Origin of the sequence: Psychrobacter okhotskensis (assembly GCF_013248965.1) — a bacterium.
Taxonomy (GTDB): Bacteria; Pseudomonadota; Gammaproteobacteria; order Pseudomonadales; family Moraxellaceae; genus Psychrobacter; species Psychrobacter okhotskensis.
In genome coordinates, this window is the sequence record NZ_JABRVQ010000029.1 from 1 (window position 1) to 16,702 (window position 16,702).

Sequence of the window (16,702 nt, forward strand, 5' to 3'; positions counted from 1 at the left end):
GACATTGAGAACAAACTAAATAACAGACCAAGAAAACGCTTAGGGTTTAAAACGCCTATGCAGGCGTTCTATAATATTAATTAGCGTTGCACTTGGTGTGTTAATCTAAGTAGCAGAAAATTCGTCTATCAGTTACGCTTTAACGCTGGTGGCTGTTGGCGTTTTTTATTATGATAAATATCTTTTGCATGGCTATGAATCAATAGCAAACCTACCATCGTCAGGTGCTTGTGCGCTTTTGATAAAATAATTCATAAACTAAAAATAGCCCAGCAGGCAAGATTGAAAAAGGCAACAGGACATATCTATGAGTTTATTACCAAAAAATCTTGAGACCCTAAAACGTAAGGCTAAAAAAAATATCATGCCGCTACTGGCACCGCATTTACTTAAACTGCGCATCAATACTTACGCGCCTTATGTTGGCGCGGGTATCAAAATTGAGCATATCAATCTCGATCAAGGGTTGTGCGTGGTAAGCATGGGGCTCAATGCTCTGAATAAGAATATCGTCGGTACCCAGTTCGGCGGCAGCTTATATTCGATGGTAGATCCCTTTTATATGCTCATGCTAATGCACCAGTTGGGCAGTAGTTATGTGGTGTGGGACAAAAGCTCACATATCGACTTTGTCGCGCCAGGTAACAGTAAAGTAATTACTCGGATGAAAATTCCTAGTACCGAACTCATCACTATTCAAGAACTGGCCAAAGACGGTGACGCTGTATTTCGTGAATATCAGGCGGATATCTTTGACGATCAGCAGAAGTTGATCGCTACTGTCACCAAGACTATTTATATACGCTTGCGCAAACACAGCAAATCAAAGAATCAAAGCAGCCGTATGGATGTGCTCGATACTTAGTCAGTTGTTAATTATTAGTTGCTTATTAGCTGAAGTGGTTGCTTAGAAGAGTAGTTGACCGTTAAGCGGCTACTGATCATTTTTGTGAACCTTACATACATTTTTGAACCCTACATACAAAAACCCCAATCTAGCATGCGCATAGATTGGGGTTTTGTCTTTTTTGGTATGGCCCGCTTATTTATATGATAAACCTATGAATAAGGGCTTGTATCTACTATTACCTTACTTTAATCAACTGTAAATTATACAGCCAACTAAAGACGGCAAGCTTTTGCTTAAATACCCGGTGCAGTTTCAACTGCATCAGGAACGCGAGCGTCAGTTTTTGCTTTGACAACTTTAGGTGCACGCGGAGCAAGTTTTTCGCGGATACGGGCTGATTTACCAGAGCGCTCACGTAAGTAGTACAGTTTTGCACGGCGAACCGCACCACGGCGTTTCACTTCAATGCTGTCAATAATTGGTGAATGCAATTGGAATGCACGCTCAACACCAACACCGCTTGAGATTTTACGTACGGTAAACGCTGAGTTTAGACCGCGGTTACGCTTAGCAATTACAATGCCTTCAAAAGCCTGTAGACGCTCACGCTCACCTTCACGTACTTTAACTTGAACCACAACGGTATCGCCGGGTGCAAAGCTTGGGCGCTCAATCAATTGAGCATTTTCGATGACCTGAACCAATGGATGCTTGTTGCTCATGAGAGTTATCTCCTCACATTAGATAATAGAGGCTTAACGCATATCACCTGTTTTTAATAATTAATCATAGCTATTATCAACATCTTGTATTAATAACAACTACAACGTAAATGGATTATAACCAACGGCCATTATGCTATGACTCGTTTTATTATTGCTCAAAATTTTATTGCTTAACTGTTTATGTTTTTGACCGCTATTAACGTGGCTTTTTATCTGCTTTTGCCAATGCTTTTAGCCATTTCGCTTGCTCTACTGTTGGGGTGAACGCTTGCCATAAGTCGGGACGACGCGCTTGCGTGCGACTGACTTGCTGACTAAAGCGCCACTTAGCGATATTGGCATGATGTCCTGAAAGTAATACTTCAGGAACCGCCATACCCGCAAACTCATGCGGCTTGGTATAGTGTGGACAATCAAGCAAGCCATCGACGAACGAGTCTTGCTCAGCTGATTGATCATCACCCATAATATCAGGCAGACGACGTATCACACTATCCATCATCACCATGGCTGGCAGCTCACCACCAGTCAATACGTAATCACCCAACGACACTTCCAAGTCGACATACTGCACCAGTAAGCGCTCGTCAATACCTTCGTAACGACCACATAATATAATCATGCCATCATACTCAGTCATACTGACCACACTACTTTCGCTAAGCGTCTGTCCTTGTGGCGACATATAAATCACCGGGCAATGCTCACTGTCGACACGGCAGCCATGTTGACCCGCTCGCAAGCGCGCATCCTCGATAGCTATTGATAATGGCTCAGCCATCATCACCATCCCAGGACCGCCACCATACGGGCGTTCATCAATACGGCGGTAGTTATCAGTGGTATAATCACGCGGGTTGATACATTCAATCGTCACTTGCTCCTGTGTGACTGCCCGACCCGTGATACCAAACTCACGAATCGTAGCAAACATCTCAGGAAAAATACTAATGACGGCAAAATACATCTGATGTCTACTTGCACAATGGCTAATAAAAGCTAAATGAATCGGTGTAACTATTAACGATGCTCAGCGATAAAGCCGAAACTTATATCAGCAAAGCTTGTCTTAATAAGACCTTATTAACCATTACTGATTAATTATTGCTTATTATTAATAATCACTTGGCCATGCCACAAGCACCGTTTTTGCAGTCATATCGACCTGCATCACGGTTTGCTTATGCCATGGAATCAGGCGTTCTTCTTTATCTAAACTGTCTGAATTAGGCGCCACGCGCATGATGTCATGGGCACCGGTTTCAAACATTTCAGCGATATTGCCTAGATACTCATCTTGCTCGTTCATCACGCGCAAGCTGACCAAATCCGACCAATAATATTCATCTTCCGCTGTTTCTGGCAAGACGTCTTGCTCGACCCAAAGGGTTACCCCATTCATAGTCTCCGCAACATTGCGATCAGGAACCTGCTCAAATTGAGCCACGATTCCTGTGCCTTGTTCACGCCAAGCTTTCACAGTCAGAGGTTTCATGCCAGTAGCGGTTTTCATCCACCACGGCTGCATGGCGAATATCGCCGTACGATCATCTGTGTCGCTAAATACCCAAAGCCAACCTTTGATGCCATAAGGCTTCTTAAGCTGACCGATTTTCATAAGAGCACTAGCGTTTGGAACAGATGACATAACGGCTAACCTAACAATGATTAAAACATTTCAATCAAAAGCGATAAACGCAATCAAAAGCGATAAACAGTTAATCGCGCACCCTGGTCAGACCAGTTACGCTATATCTTCTAAAGTCTACTGAGCTATGCCCATAATCACACTATCAGCATTTCAGTAACAGCAAGAAAAACTTAAGCAGTTGCTTCAGTTTGAGCTGCAGACTTGTTGTAAGCTTTTGCTAATGAAGCAACGCGATCAGAAGGTTGTGCACCTTTGGCGATCCACGCATTGTACGCTTCCATGTTCAGACGTACTGCTTCTTCAGACTCTTTAGCGAGTGGGTTAAAAAAGCCGATGTTTTCAATGTAGCGACCGTCACGCGCGCGGCGTTGATCAGCAACAACTACTTGATAAAATGGGCGTTTCTTGGCACCGCCCCGTGCTAAACGAATAACAACCATGTGAATTCTCTCTTTCGCAGGTATACCAAAAAGGGCATAATTATAGCACAGTCTTATTTTATTGAAAACATAAACTATGCTTATTTAATTATTTATTAACAATAGCTTAAATACGCTTGTATGTAAATTGAAATTAATAACTGCCCATGATTATAAAGTCTTAATACCCTGCTTCTGACCGTATCAAATCGCTAAAATATTAAAACTAAAATATTAAAACTAAAATATTAAAACTAAAACATTAAAACTAAAACATTAAAAATAGCTTTTATAGATCGTACTTAGTGAGGTTGTGATTTTGGACGACTTAGCCAAATCAAAGTGTTCAAATTGTGCATAGTAAATCCATGTAACTTGATTACTTGATTGTGCTGCTCTATTTCTACTCATAACAGCCCAATAAAAACAGTATACAATAGACCGTAACGCCAGCAATGTGCTTGCTTACTTGATAATCTAAACGAGCTACAGTTTTTGTGACGTGGCACTATTTTATCACCCTATTATTTATCTATACCTTGGATGCATATGACCACCCCAAACCCTAAAATACCTCGTAAAGGTTGGTTGCCACGCTCTTATTCCAATAGTTGGCTGACTACCTTAATGGTGGCTTTTATTGTCATTATCAGTGTCGGCTTATCGATTGTGTTCTTTTGGCGCAGTCTTTATTTGCCAGAGCTCAAAAATCATGCGCGCTATCTGACCAGCGAGCTACGTTTGATGAATAGCGTCAATAAAGACTGGCAGGATAGCCCCAAGGTGCGGCAATGGATATATCAGCATTCGCACGTGGTGGTGGTTGATAACCCCAGTGACTTCCCGCAAGTAGCAGATAAAGCCTTTGTGGGTGTTTTTACCGATGTATTACAACGCGAAATAGGGGCACAGTTAGGTCGACCAGTGGAAGTGTATTTCAAGTTCAAACCAACCCCGCAGCTGTGGGTACAAGACAGTCGTGACACCAGTTTTTGGATTCGCGAACCAGTGGTCTATTATTCACAGTACAGTCCAGGACTGTTAGCACTTTTCCTTATCGGACTGCCTATTTTATCGCTATTGACGATTCTTTTGTTGGCACGGCAGTTAAACCGTCCGCTACGTTATTTACAACGCGCGGCGACTAATTACATTCGACTGGGTCACGCAACATCCTTACCAACGCAAAAAGGGCCTACAGAGATACGTCAGGTAAATATGGCATTCAACCGCTTATTTACCACGCTCAATCAAGCGCAAAAAGAACGTACCATCATGCTTGCTGGTATCTCACATGACCTGCGTACACCGCTGACACGTATGCGTTTAACAGCAGAGATGCTGCCAGACGATTTCTTCCGAGAAGGATTGATTTACGATATTGAAGATATGGATGCCATTTTGGAGCAGTTTATCTCTTTTATGAAGGATGGCTCTGATGAGCCAGTGAGTCTGACCAATTTAGATACTATATTTAATGAAATTATGGTGCAGTTTGCACCGATGAAATTTATTTACCAATCAGAGTGCCACAAAGTCGTACCGGTACGCCCCATGTCTATTAAACGCCTTGTCATCAATCTCGTTAATAATGCGAAGCGTTATGGTAAGCCGCCTATTTATCTGTCAGTGACCGTGGTGCCGACCTTTATAGATACCGTTGAGGATGAAGACAGCGAGGTAGTCAGCGAAAATGTCGTTAGTAAAGAAGCGCAAGAGCAATTGGTGATATGTGTACGTGATTGCGGTGATGGGGTCGCAGAAGACCAGTTAGAACGTATTATGCAACCGTTTGAACGTGGGGAGACAGCACGTACCACTCAGGGTAGCGGACTGGGACTTGCCATCGTCAGCCGCATTGCTGGACTACATCATGGTACCGTTGAAGCCATCAATCACCCTGACGGTGGTTTGCAAGTATGTGTGCGGATACCCCTACTTTCTAAGGTAGCTGGAGATACCAATATAGCCGCTGATATAGAAACGACCAATATGACTGGTGATGTTACCGATAACAACCGTTAAGGTTTGTTTTCATTGTAGATATTATAAACAAAGCGCTTAATGCTAACTGCAGACACTCCCTAAAAGCGCTTTGATGAAAAACCAACCTATTCTCTAGTCCCAATAACAGGGGGAATGTACTTCGCACTATTGGTAAAGGTTAAAGGCTGGCTAATATCCTCTTTTGCTGCCTTTAATGTCTGAGTGGTCGAAGGTTGCTGTAAAAATAAATAATAACCCAACGTCACAGCATTCAATACTACCAAACCACCAAATAAATACGGCATCCTTTGCCCTCCTCTTTTAAAAATAATATTACATTCAGTACTGAGACACTAACTGGCAAGCAGTCACTCTAAAGGTTGATATTCAATTAACACTGATTTCTAAATCAATTTTTTGACTGCTTCAAACTTTAAAGGTACGATTCAAAAAGATATGGCCTAAATCATTCATCACCAAAATCTCGCTCACTTTTTTCTTGGGTTAACTGGTCAGCGGCAAGCACTTGAGTCAAGGGTTTGATAGGCCATGTCATGACAAATCTGGCACCACCAAGCTCACGGCTTTCATCGACCTTCATACTACCATTAAACCAAAAAGCAATACGCGACACAATCGACAGCCCTAAGCCATAGCCACCAGATGCCCGTGTACGGCTATCATCCAAGCGTGAGAATGGGATAAAAACTTTTTCGCGATCGGCTTCTGGAATACCGTGGCCATCATCCTCTACACTGACGAAAGCGTTGCCTTTTCTGATGCCCGCACTGATGATAATCGTGGTTTCTGCATAGCGTAAAGCATTACCCGCAAGGTTTTGAATGACACGGTGTAGATAACGTCTATCGGCAACCGCCGTTACTTTAGCGTTGGGCAAGTTGGTCACTATCTTGATAGGTTTGCCCAAGGCATTGGTTTCACGCTCAATCTGTTCGAGCAACTCTTTGAGATTTACGGGCTCTAGATCGAGTTTTGGTGACCCTTCTTCTAGCTTAGCGTAAGTCAAAATCTCGTCAATGAGACCGTTAAGCGACTCAATATCCTCATCAATATAATCACGCTGCATAAACCGCGAGTCTTCATCATCGGTATCAGCCAACATATCGACGGCAAAGCGTATACGTGCCACTGGCGTGCGCAGCTCATGCGATACTGCGCGCGTCAGCTCGCGCTGCGACTCAATCAAACGCTTAATATGCGCGGTCATCGCATTAAAAGTCGCTGACAAACGAGCAATTTCATCTTGTCCAATGACCTGTACTTGAATATCAAGGTTACCTTGACTCACCTCATTGACACCGACTTGAATCAACTGCAGTTTACGCTCAAGTGGGAAAATAAGTGCATAGACGCCCAAGCTGATCAAAAACATACTGATCAAAATCATACTGATAATCAAATTGAGCGGGAACCAATTAAATAAGGGCACCGGTCCAATCAAAATCGCCATGTCGTTGATTTCAGACGGCACCACTACCCTGATTGCTGAATTGCTTTTGCTGCTATTGGTATCTTGCAATAAGATAACCACTTCATCACGGCGCAAACGCGCCATTTGATCCGTGTCCAACTCTAGCGTATTGACTGCTTTGAACGCTAAAGGAAAAGAAAACTTCTCTTCCAGCTCAGCCAAGCGAGCACGTTTATCCGACAGCGTCATATGATAGGACAAATCATCCAATAGGAATACAGCAATGGCGCGCACTTGCTGCTCAGTGACTTGCGTGACTCTAGCGGTCAACACGCTTTTGTTATCAGGTAGACGATAGTAAACATCTGCGTAGACAGGTTGAGTCATATAACGCACGACGGTATTGCCATTGTCAAAACGACGCAACTCACTGGCGTTAAAATCAATTTTTTCGATGGGCACAATACTAAAAGTCGAGCCAAATAAGCTACTGGCATCAGACAGCCAATAGTCACGCTGCATCTCATTATCTTGATGCGCAACCCCTTCACTGACCAGATGAAAAGCACCCTTTGCCATGTTTTCACGGTAGGATTGTACGCGCTCTTTATTAATGGTATCCATCAATAATTGAGCGAATAGTGCCACACACAAACAAACGATAAGTAGTCCAGCATAAATACGGACAAAAATACTATGTTTTAAAGAAGAGACTAATGACATACGTGCCGTGACCAACCTAATGAAGAAAAAATATTAATGAATGCTGAATATTTGCTGCACTATTTAGCTTATGCTTACTTAATTCACAGCGATAATTATCGCTCAATTAAACCACATAACACAGCATTTAAGTTCAAAAATTAAAATTTAGCCACAAAAAAACCAGCATGGTTGCTGGTTTCTTTGGTCACGCTAATGAGCAATAAGCCATTGCCGAAGCAAAATTGACTTAGTTGCCTTCTTTAACGAACAAATACCCTTTACTGCGAACGGTTTTGATACGTTTTGGATTTTCTGGATCATCACCGATTTTTGGACGAATACGCGAGATACGCACATCGATAGAACGGTCTTGACCGTCATATTCGATACCGCGTAGACGCTCAAAGATATCTTCGCGCGACAATATACGGCCAGCATTAGAAGCCAACAACCACAACAAATCATATTCAGCACTGGTGAAATCAACCAACTCATCACCTAGATTGACTGAACGACCACCATTGTCGATAACCAATTCACCAAACTCTAGGCGCTGTGGTACATCTTCTGATGGAGCATTTTCCGAGCGACGCAACAAAGCGCGGATACGAGCAAGCAATACGCGCGGCTGAGCAGGTTTGGCGACATAATCATCGGCACCCATCTCAAGACCCAGTACCTGATCCATATCTTCAGTACGAGCAGTCAGCATCAAGATAGGGTTCTGGTAGTGCGGGCGTACCTCACGGCAAACTGTCAGTCCATCGCTACCAGGAAGCATGACATCAAGCACGACCAAATCTGGTTGTTCGTTGACAATGCGGCGAATGGCGCGATTGCCATCAGTCTCAATTGCCACTTCTAAACCGTTTTTAACCAAGTAATCTTGGGTTAACATGGCCAGACGCTCATCATCCTCAACAATCAAAATTCGGGGGGTGTTGTCTTCTTCAGTCGTTGTCATTGTTGTATCCTCTAATACATCTCATTTAAAAGCAGTAAAAGTAAGAGCGGTAAATTAATAGCGCCACTGAGTGGCACCATTGATGTTGGTATAGCTGTTACAAACTTGGTAGGACAGTATACTATTAAACAGTCAGCTTCCTATACTATAGCTTATAGTCGTTAACAAAACCTATAAACTACGGCTATTAAAACTTTAGTTTACGTCCAAGATTATCTATTTTGTGTTGCCAGAAACCTTAAGACCGTTCTCAGCGGCTCATCTAAGGTAGCTATAAATGCGAGTTATCACCATTTTAAATAAAATAGCCCTATTAGCTTTTTGATATTCTTATTAATTATTATTCAATAGCTGGGGCATGTTGAATACTCGCTATCAGCGCCTCTTTTTGAATGTTAAACACACTCTAATATAGCGAGATAAAAAGATTACCGCTAGCGAATTTTGCATGAAATTATTAATAGTCATTATCTATTAATTAAAAGCGCAGAAAATATGGTTTATTTGTCCAAATCTAACACAGAAATCCACCCTATGGTAAATATAGTCGATCGTCTATAAATTAGACCATACTCCAAACAAGCATAAAGTCATGAGCATAGAATGATACACATAAAAAAACAGCCCATGATGGACTGTTTTTTATGAGATATAATATTGGACGCGGTAAAGAATCAGATTAAGCACGGTTTTTGTACTTACGAATAGCCTGTAGCTGTCCTACCGATTCCGCTAACGATGCCAAAGCGGCGTTGGTTTGTACCGTATCTGACTGGTTGACCAGCATTTGCTCCGCTTTCTTACGTGCTTCGACAATTTTGCTTTCGTCAAGATTATGGGCGCGCATCGCTGTATCAGCCAATACCGTAACCATCTTCGGTTGTACTTCTAACACGCCACCTGATACATAAATTACTTCTTCTTCACCGTTTGGTGTTTGCACCCGCATCGCACCCGGCTTTAGCAAAGTAATAAGCGGTGTGTGACCTGGCAATACACCAATCTCGCCTTCGGTACCAGTAGCTATTAACATGCTAATTTCGCCTGAATACAACTCTTCACGGGCACTTACGACGCGACATTGTAACGTTGCCATACTTAACTCCTTACTATCAAAGCGCAATCAAAAAACAGTAAAAACTGCGATGCGTTACTGATGAGTAGCTATAAATTTATATTATACCTACTCGTTAGCCAATGCTAATACCACTTACGCTGCAGAAGATTTCATTTTTTCTGCTTTAGCAACGACTTCATCGATGCCACCAGCCATATAGAATGCTTGCTCTGGCAAATCATCATACTCACCTGCGATGATTGCTTTAAAGCTAGCAATGGTATCGCGTAGTGGTACATATTTACCAGGTGCACCCGTAAAGACTTCGGCTACGTGGAATGGCTGCGATAAGAAGCGCTGAATCTTACGCGAACGATAAACGACTAGCTTATCTTCTTCTGATAACTCATCCATACCCAAGATTGCGATGATGTCTTTTAGCTCTCGATAGCGCTGCAAGATTTCCTGTACACCGCGAGCAACGTTGTAATGCTCTTCACCGATAACCAATGGATCTAGCTGACGTGAGGTTGAATCCAGTGGATCAACCGCAGGGTAGATACCTTGTGAGGCGATATCACGGCTTAGTACAACAGTCGCATCCAAATGGGCAAACGTCGTTGCTGGTGATGGATCCGTCAAATCATCCGCAGGTACATATACGGCTTGAACTGATGTAATAGAACCTGACTGCGTTGACGTAATACGCTCTTGCAGCATACCCATCTCTTCAGCTAGTGTTGGCTGATAACCGACCGCTGATGGCATACGACCAAGCAATGCTGATACTTCAGTACCGGCTAGTGTATAACGATAGATATTATCAACGAATAGCAATACGTCACGACCTTTGCCAGTGGCAGGATCTTTGGTATCACGGAAGTACTCAGCCATGGTCAAACCAGACAGTGCAACACGTAAACGGTTACCCGGTGGCTCATTCATCTGACCATATACCATTGCAACTTTAGATTTGCTAAAGTCTTCAGTGTTTACAACGCCAGCTTCTTGCATTTCGTGATAGAAATCGTTCCCTTCACGCGTACGCTCACCAACGCCAGCAAATACTGACAAACCTTCGTGTTTAAGAGCGATGTTGTTGATCAATTCCATCATGTTGACGGTTTTACCAACACCAGCACCACCAAACAGACCAACTTTACCACCTTTAGCGAACGGGCAAAGTAGATCGATAACTTTAATACCAGTCTCTAACAGCTCAGTGCTGTTTGACTGATCCGCGTAGCTTGGCGCTTCACGGTGGATAGACCATTTTTCATCAGCCTGTACAGGACCTTCTTCATCGATAGGACGACCAAGAACATCCATAATGCGACCAAGCGTACCGATACCAACGGGTACTGCAATAGGTGCACCAGTGTTGGTAACCGGTAGGTTACGCTTTAGGCCTTCGGTTGATCCCATGGCAATAGTACGTACGATGCCATCACCTAGCTGTTGCTGTACTTCTAGGGTGGTTTCGGTACCGTCTACTTGCAAGGCATCATAAATTTGAGGAACTTCGTTACGGTTGAACTCAACGTCAAGAACCGCGCCAATAATCTGTACAATACGACCGCTACTCATTGCGTTCTCCTTGAACTTCTGTATATAGTGGGTTTCATAAGGGGTTTCAATTATGAAACAGCAGCAGCACCGCCAACGATTTCCGAGATTTCTCGAGTAATCGCCGCTTGACGCAGCTTATTATAAACCAACTGTAAATCGTTAATTAGGTCACCAGCATTATCTGTCGCCGCTTTCATCGCAACCATACGCGAAGACTGCTCAGAAGCAATGTTTTCCATTACTGCTTGATAGACAATCGACTCGATATAACGGCCAAGCAATTCATCAATCAACGTCTTGATGTCAGGCTCGTAGATATAATCCCAGCTCAGTTCTGTCTCTATGCCGCTCTCTCCATCACCAAATGAGCCCTCTGGTAAAGGCACCAACTGAGTGACGGTTGGCTTTTGAGTCATGGCATTAACGAATTTGTTATATACCACATAGATACGGTCGATATTACCGTTACTATAGTCCTCAAGCATGGCCTGAACCGGCGCATTTAATTGCTCAAACGTTGGCTTGTCGCCATAGTCGGTCACGGCTGAAGTGACTTTGCCACCGAAGTTTTTGAAGAAACTGACGCCTTTGGCACCGATGACTGCAAACTCGGCTTGAACAGACTGATCTTGATACTCATGAATGCTTTTGGTTAGTGCTTTAAATAGGTTAATATTCAAACCACCCGCGAGACCACGATCAGAGGTAACGACAATGTAGCCGACCTTGTTGACCGGACGCGATACCATATAAGGATGTTTGTAGTCTGATGAGGCATGCACCAAATGTGAAATAACCCGGCGCATACTATCAGCATACGGGCGACCCACTTCCATGCGCTCTTGGGCACGGCGCATCTTACTTGCTGCTACCATTTGCATAGCGCGAGTAATTTTTTGGGTGCTTTTAATACTGGTGACTTTGGCACGTATCTCTTTTAAGCTTGCCATAATGATTCCAATATAAGAGGGTTAAAAAGCATTGGCGCCTGCAACAAATTTTTAATATAAAACATTGAACGGTTAGAATAATATTTTAAATCTTGTGGCAACACGCGATCTAATACCATGATGGTTAATGCGGTGGCGCGCTACTGTCTCAGCAAAAGCTTATCAGACAATGCGCCACCTTATAAGCTGTCAATGACAGCCATAACCAATTCGGCTTAACCCGTTAACTTAGTATTTGCTAACTTAGTAACTGTGATTTTGTTTAAAGGTCTCTAAAGCTGACTTTAAACGACCTGCGATATCATCATTATAGTTCGCAGTATCATCAATCTCGCGCATCAATTCACTTTGCTCATCATGCATATAACGTAAGTAAGCTTCTTCGAAAGCACCGATTTTTTCAACAGGTACGTCTGATAAGAAACCTTCGTTTGATGCATAAATAACCGCTGCTTGCTCAGAGATAGACATTGGCTGATATTGCTTCTGTTTCATCAGTTCAGTCACACGCTCGCCATGATCAAGCTGCTCGCGCGTTGCGTCATCAAGATCAGAGGCAAACTGAGCAAACGCTGCTAGTTCACGATACTGAGCTAGTGCGGTACGAATACCACCAGAGAGCTTTTTGATAATCTTCGTCTGAGCAGCACCACCGACACGCGATACCGAGATACCAGCGTTAACTGCTGGACGGATACCTGAGTTGAATAGGCTAGACTCTAAGAAGATCTGACCATCAGTGATTGAAATCACGTTAGTCGGTACGAATGCAGAGACGTCACCCGCTTGGGTTTCAATGATAGGTAGCGCGGTTAAAGAACCCGTTTTACCAACCACTTCACCATTAGTGAATTTTTCTACGTACGCGGCGTTGACACGTGAGGCACGCTCAAGTAAACGTGAGTGTAAATAGAATACGTCACCAGGATACGCTTCACGACCTGGCGGACGACGTAATAGTAGTGAAATCTGACGATAAGCAACCGCTTGCTTTGATAAGTCATCAAAGACAATTAGTGCATCTTCACCGCGGTCACGGAAATATTCACCCATCGTACAACCTGAGTACGGTGCGATATATTGTAGTGCTGCTGGCTCTGACGCTGAAGCGACGACAACAGTCGTATATTCTAGTGCGCCGGTCTGTTCAAGCTTACGTACAACGTTAGCAATCGTAGAACGTTTCTGACCGATAGCGACGTAGACACACTTAATACCAGATGATTTCTGCGCAATGATCGCATCGATAGCCATCGCGGTTTTACCCGTCTGACGGTCACCAATGATAAGCTCACGCTGACCACGACCGATTGGAATCATGGTATCAACGGCTTTATAACCGGTCATTACTGGTTGATCTACTGACTGACGGTCGATTACACCTGGGGCGATTTTTTCGACTTTATCCGTCATCTTGGCATCGATAGGACCTTTGCCATCAATAGGGTTACCCAAAGCATCAACAACACGGCCTAGCAGCTCAGGACCTACGGGTACTTCTAAAATGCGACCAGTACAATAGGCTTTTTGACCTTCTTGTAGTTTTAGGAAATCGCCCAGTACTACCGCACCAACAGAATCACGCTCTAAGTTAAGCGCCATTCCATAGATTTCACCTTCAAACTCAATCATTTCGCCGTACATGGCATCTTCAAGACCATGAATCTGCACGATACCGTCAGATACTTTGACAATCGTGCCTTCATTCTTTGCAGTTGCACCCGCATCAAGGTCTTGAATACGCTGCTTAATCAGGTTACTGATTTCCGCTGGATTCAATTGTTGCATTGCCTTGTTTCCTTTAATTTATGATAACCCGCCCACTGACTTAAATGCTCTTACTATCACGCAGTTTTTATACGGCTGCGTTGATGAATGGCATTAGGCAGTTAGCTGTGTTTTTAACTGTTGTAACTTGCCGCGCATCGAATCATCAATGATTTTGTCACCGACTTTGATCGTAGCGCCAGCCAAAAGACTAGGATCAACCGACTCATGAATCACCACACTAGCATTTAGCGAGGCGGCAAGACGTGTTTGGAGCATGTCACGCTGTGCATCGGTCAATGGATAGGCAGAGGTCACGTATGCATCAAGCTGCTTTAAGCTGGTTGCCTTGTGACGGCGATAATGCGCATAAACTTCAGGAAGCAGTGCCAGACGCTCTTGTTCTGATAACTGTTTAACGAAGTTACTAAGTGCTACTGATACTTTTGGATAGCTGGCGTTGTTGTCTGGGCGAGCCGCTTGGGCCTCACCTAGTAACTGCTTAAAAGCAGAATCATCAGCGCTAGCTACTTGTGTATCATAAAGATCGATCAAAGCAGCTGACTTATGCTCAGCAGAAACAGCTGGATTGTCTAGCCAAGTACTGAATGACTTGTCATTAACAATGGTACTGGCAATAAATAAGAAGTTTTCCCACTCATTTACTACCCCGTTTTCATTGGCATAGTCAAACGCGGCTTTAGCGTACGGTCGTGCTAAGGTTGATAAGTCAGCCATTTTATCCTCACAATTACAGCTTCGCCGCCAGTTGGTCTAACATACTGGCATGTTTTTGCACATCGACTTTGTCTTGCAAAATCTTTTCTGCACCAAGTACAGCCAGTTCAGCAACTTGGGCACGCAATGATTCGCGTGCTTGATTGATTTCTTGGTCGATAGACGCTTGCGCTTGTTGACGAATGCGCTCGCCTTCCACTTGGGCTTGCGTTTTGGCATCTTCAACAAGCTGGTTGGCGCTCTTGTTCGCTTGCTCAATTAGAGCAGCAGCTTTGGTCTTTGCAAGATCAAGCTCCTGCTGGACATCTCGCTCCGCGGTCGCCAAATCTGCTTTTGCTTTTTCTGCGGCATTTAAGCCTTCAGCAATTTTACGCTGACGGTCATTAATAGCGCCGATAAGTGGTGGCCACACGAATTTCATGCAGAACATCACAAAGATTGCAAAAGCAATGGCTTGACCGATGAGGGTAGAATTGATATTCACGTGATCACCTCTTTGTTAATGAAAAATCAGTTTCATTGATCATATTTGATAGCCAAACTTTGGCTATGGTTAAGATACAAAATTCGACTACCAAACATTTACAACTGAGCTTTCTGATTAACCTGCTAGAGGGTTAGCGAACAACAATAGCATAGCAATACCAACGCCGATCATCGGAATAGCATCGAGAAGACCTGCTACGATGAACATACGAGTTTGCAACTGTGAACCAAGTTCTGGCTGACGCGCAACACCTTCTAGGAATTTACCACCTAGAATAGCAAAACCAATACCTGTGCCTAGTGCACCTAAACCGATAAGTAGTGCTACTGCGATAACTGTGTAACCACCTAATACTGGATCCATGGATGTATCCTCATTTACCTATTGAATGTCTAATTAATGTTCAGTTGATGATGCAAGCGACATATAAACTATCGTCAACATCATGAATACGAACGCTTGAAGTGTAATAATTAAGATGTGGAAAATAGCCCACGGTACTGATAACGCCCATTGAATCCAAAATGGCATTAGGGCAATCAGTATGAAAATCAACTCACCAGCATACATGTTACCGAATAGTCGCAAACCTAAAGAGATTGGCTTGGCTATCAAAGTAACAAACTCTAAGATAAAGTTGATGGGTATTAAAATAATTTGTACGATAGGGTTCTTGGCACTAAACGGATGCAGTGTCAGCTCGCCAACAAAGCCGCCCAAACCTTTTTCTTTGATACTATAAAACAGAATCAATATAAAGACAGAAAAAGACATGCCAAGTGTGATGTTAGGATCCGTGGTTGGAACAATCTTAAAGAACACATGATGTGGATCATGTCCCATCATTGCGCCGATTTGGCCAGCAATCATAGGAATAAAGTCGACGGGTAGTAAATCCATCAAGTTCATTAAGAATATCCATACAAAGATAGTCAACGCCAGAGGCGCAATCAGCTTTGAGGTGCCACTATACGAATCACGAACGTTGTTATCAACGAACTCAACGATCATCTCAACCGCAGCCTGAATTTTACCCGGCACGCCTGAAGTGACTTTTCTAGCAACCATCCAGAAGATGGCGCAGAAAACAATGCCTAGACCAATTGACCAAAGCATAGAATCAAGGTGGATGGCTTTAAAGCCCATTGCACTAGCTTCTTCAGCAGTATAGGCAACTTTCCAGCCTTCGCCCGGCAGATAGCCGTACGTCCAGTTCGTTAAGTGGTGAGAGATATAGTCTGTTGTTGTTTGCTCGCCTGCCATAATGTCAGCTTCTTATTAATCAACGATTTAATCAACTACCAAAAATATGGTTGTCATCTGATGAGATTGTAGTATGTCTATCTGCCTTGTAACAAAGCAGGCAAATGAATCATGCTAACACGCTCATGTAACCAATAAC

17 protein-coding genes are annotated in these 16,702 nt (G+C 43.3%); 2 read left to right on the forward strand and 15 right to left on the reverse strand.

The annotated features are described in order from the left end of the window. Positions 1 to 307 precede the first annotated feature (307 nt). Entirely contained in the window at positions 308 to 865 is a 558-nt protein-coding gene (locus HQR03_RS12385) for a DUF4442 domain-containing protein (RefSeq protein ID WP_101211236.1), read from the forward strand. A 278-nt stretch (positions 866 to 1,143) separates the two neighbouring features. On the opposite strand, the gene rplS is transcribed toward HQR03_RS12385, so the two are convergent. The 4 genes from rplS to rpsP all read right to left on the reverse strand — a co-directional run bounded on the left by rplS (position 1,144) and on the right by rpsP (position 3,666). Then, the gene (gene rplS, locus HQR03_RS12390) at positions 1,144 to 1,572 is read right to left on the reverse strand and encodes a 50S ribosomal protein L19 (protein WP_025651498.1); all 429 of its coding nucleotides are present in this window, start codon (positions 1,570 to 1,572) and stop codon (positions 1,144 to 1,146) included. Between the two features lie 199 nt (positions 1,573 to 1,771). Next, complete coding sequence (trmD, locus tag HQR03_RS12395; RefSeq protein WP_173240354.1) at positions 1,772 to 2,542, reverse strand: tRNA (guanosine(37)-N1)-methyltransferase TrmD; 771 nt, start codon at positions 2,540 to 2,542, stop codon at positions 1,772 to 1,774. 147 nt (positions 2,543 to 2,689) lie between these two features. Then, positions 2,690 to 3,223: a ribosome maturation factor RimM gene (rimM, locus tag HQR03_RS12400; protein WP_101211238.1), complete on the reverse strand. Its 534-nt coding sequence runs from the start codon at positions 3,221 to 3,223 to the stop codon at positions 2,690 to 2,692. A gap of 173 nt (positions 3,224 to 3,396) precedes the next feature. Next, the gene (rpsP, locus tag HQR03_RS12405; RefSeq protein ID WP_021812802.1) at positions 3,397 to 3,666 is read right to left on the reverse strand and encodes a 30S ribosomal protein S16; all 270 of its coding nucleotides are present in this window, start codon (positions 3,664 to 3,666) and stop codon (positions 3,397 to 3,399) included. Positions 3,667 to 4,194: 528 nt separating this feature from the next. Here rpsP and HQR03_RS12410 point away from each other — a divergent pair. After that, the gene (locus tag HQR03_RS12410; protein WP_173240355.1) at positions 4,195 to 5,670 is read left to right on the forward strand and encodes an ATP-binding protein; all 1,476 of its coding nucleotides are present in this window, start codon (positions 4,195 to 4,197) and stop codon (positions 5,668 to 5,670) included. An 86-nt stretch (positions 5,671 to 5,756) separates the two neighbouring features. Here HQR03_RS12410 and HQR03_RS12415 read toward each other — a convergent pair whose 3' ends face one another. The 11 genes from HQR03_RS12415 to atpB form a co-directional block, all read right to left on the reverse strand. Continuing rightward, positions 5,757 to 5,936: a hypothetical protein gene (locus HQR03_RS12415; RefSeq protein ID WP_173240356.1), complete on the reverse strand. Its 180-nt coding sequence runs from the start codon at positions 5,934 to 5,936 to the stop codon at positions 5,757 to 5,759. 161 nt (positions 5,937 to 6,097) lie between these two features. Next, positions 6,098 to 7,786, reverse strand: a complete 1,689-nt coding sequence (locus HQR03_RS12420; protein ID WP_173240357.1) for an ATP-binding protein — start codon at positions 7,784 to 7,786, stop codon at positions 6,098 to 6,100. Positions 7,787 to 8,015: 229 nt separating this feature from the next. After that, positions 8,016 to 8,732 (reverse strand): response regulator, encoded by a 717-nt coding sequence (locus HQR03_RS12425; protein WP_010197939.1) that lies wholly within the window; start codon positions 8,730 to 8,732, stop codon positions 8,016 to 8,018. A gap of 679 nt (positions 8,733 to 9,411) precedes the next feature. Next, positions 9,412 to 9,828, reverse strand: coding sequence for a F0F1 ATP synthase subunit epsilon (locus tag HQR03_RS12430; protein WP_010197949.1), 417 nt, complete (start codon positions 9,826 to 9,828; stop codon positions 9,412 to 9,414). A gap of 114 nt (positions 9,829 to 9,942) precedes the next feature. After that, on the reverse strand, positions 9,943 to 11,376 hold the full coding sequence (atpD, locus tag HQR03_RS12435; protein WP_025651432.1) for a F0F1 ATP synthase subunit beta: 1,434 nt from the start codon (positions 11,374 to 11,376) through the stop codon (positions 9,943 to 9,945). A gap of 50 nt (positions 11,377 to 11,426) precedes the next feature. Continuing rightward, positions 11,427 to 12,308, reverse strand: a complete 882-nt coding sequence (gene atpG, locus HQR03_RS12440; protein WP_025651433.1) for a F0F1 ATP synthase subunit gamma — start codon at positions 12,306 to 12,308, stop codon at positions 11,427 to 11,429. A 243-nt stretch (positions 12,309 to 12,551) separates the two neighbouring features. Beyond that, a complete protein-coding gene (atpA, locus tag HQR03_RS12445; RefSeq protein WP_101211243.1) occupies positions 12,552 to 14,096 on the reverse strand; it encodes a F0F1 ATP synthase subunit alpha in 1,545 nt (514 codons plus the stop codon). 93 nt (positions 14,097 to 14,189) lie between these two features. Further along, entirely contained in the window at positions 14,190 to 14,813 is a 624-nt protein-coding gene (locus HQR03_RS12450; protein WP_101211244.1) for a F0F1 ATP synthase subunit delta, read from the reverse strand. 13 nt (positions 14,814 to 14,826) lie between these two features. Continuing rightward, positions 14,827 to 15,297: a F0F1 ATP synthase subunit B gene (locus tag HQR03_RS12455; RefSeq protein ID WP_173240358.1), complete on the reverse strand. Its 471-nt coding sequence runs from the start codon at positions 15,295 to 15,297 to the stop codon at positions 14,827 to 14,829. A 117-nt stretch (positions 15,298 to 15,414) separates the two neighbouring features. After that, a complete protein-coding gene (atpE, locus tag HQR03_RS12460) occupies positions 15,415 to 15,663 on the reverse strand; it encodes a F0F1 ATP synthase subunit C (RefSeq protein ID WP_010197960.1) in 249 nt (82 codons plus the stop codon). A 33-nt stretch (positions 15,664 to 15,696) separates the two neighbouring features. After that, positions 15,697 to 16,563, reverse strand: coding sequence for a F0F1 ATP synthase subunit A (gene atpB / locus HQR03_RS12465; protein WP_173240359.1), 867 nt, complete (start codon positions 16,561 to 16,563; stop codon positions 15,697 to 15,699). Positions 16,564 to 16,702: the final 139 nt, after the last annotated feature.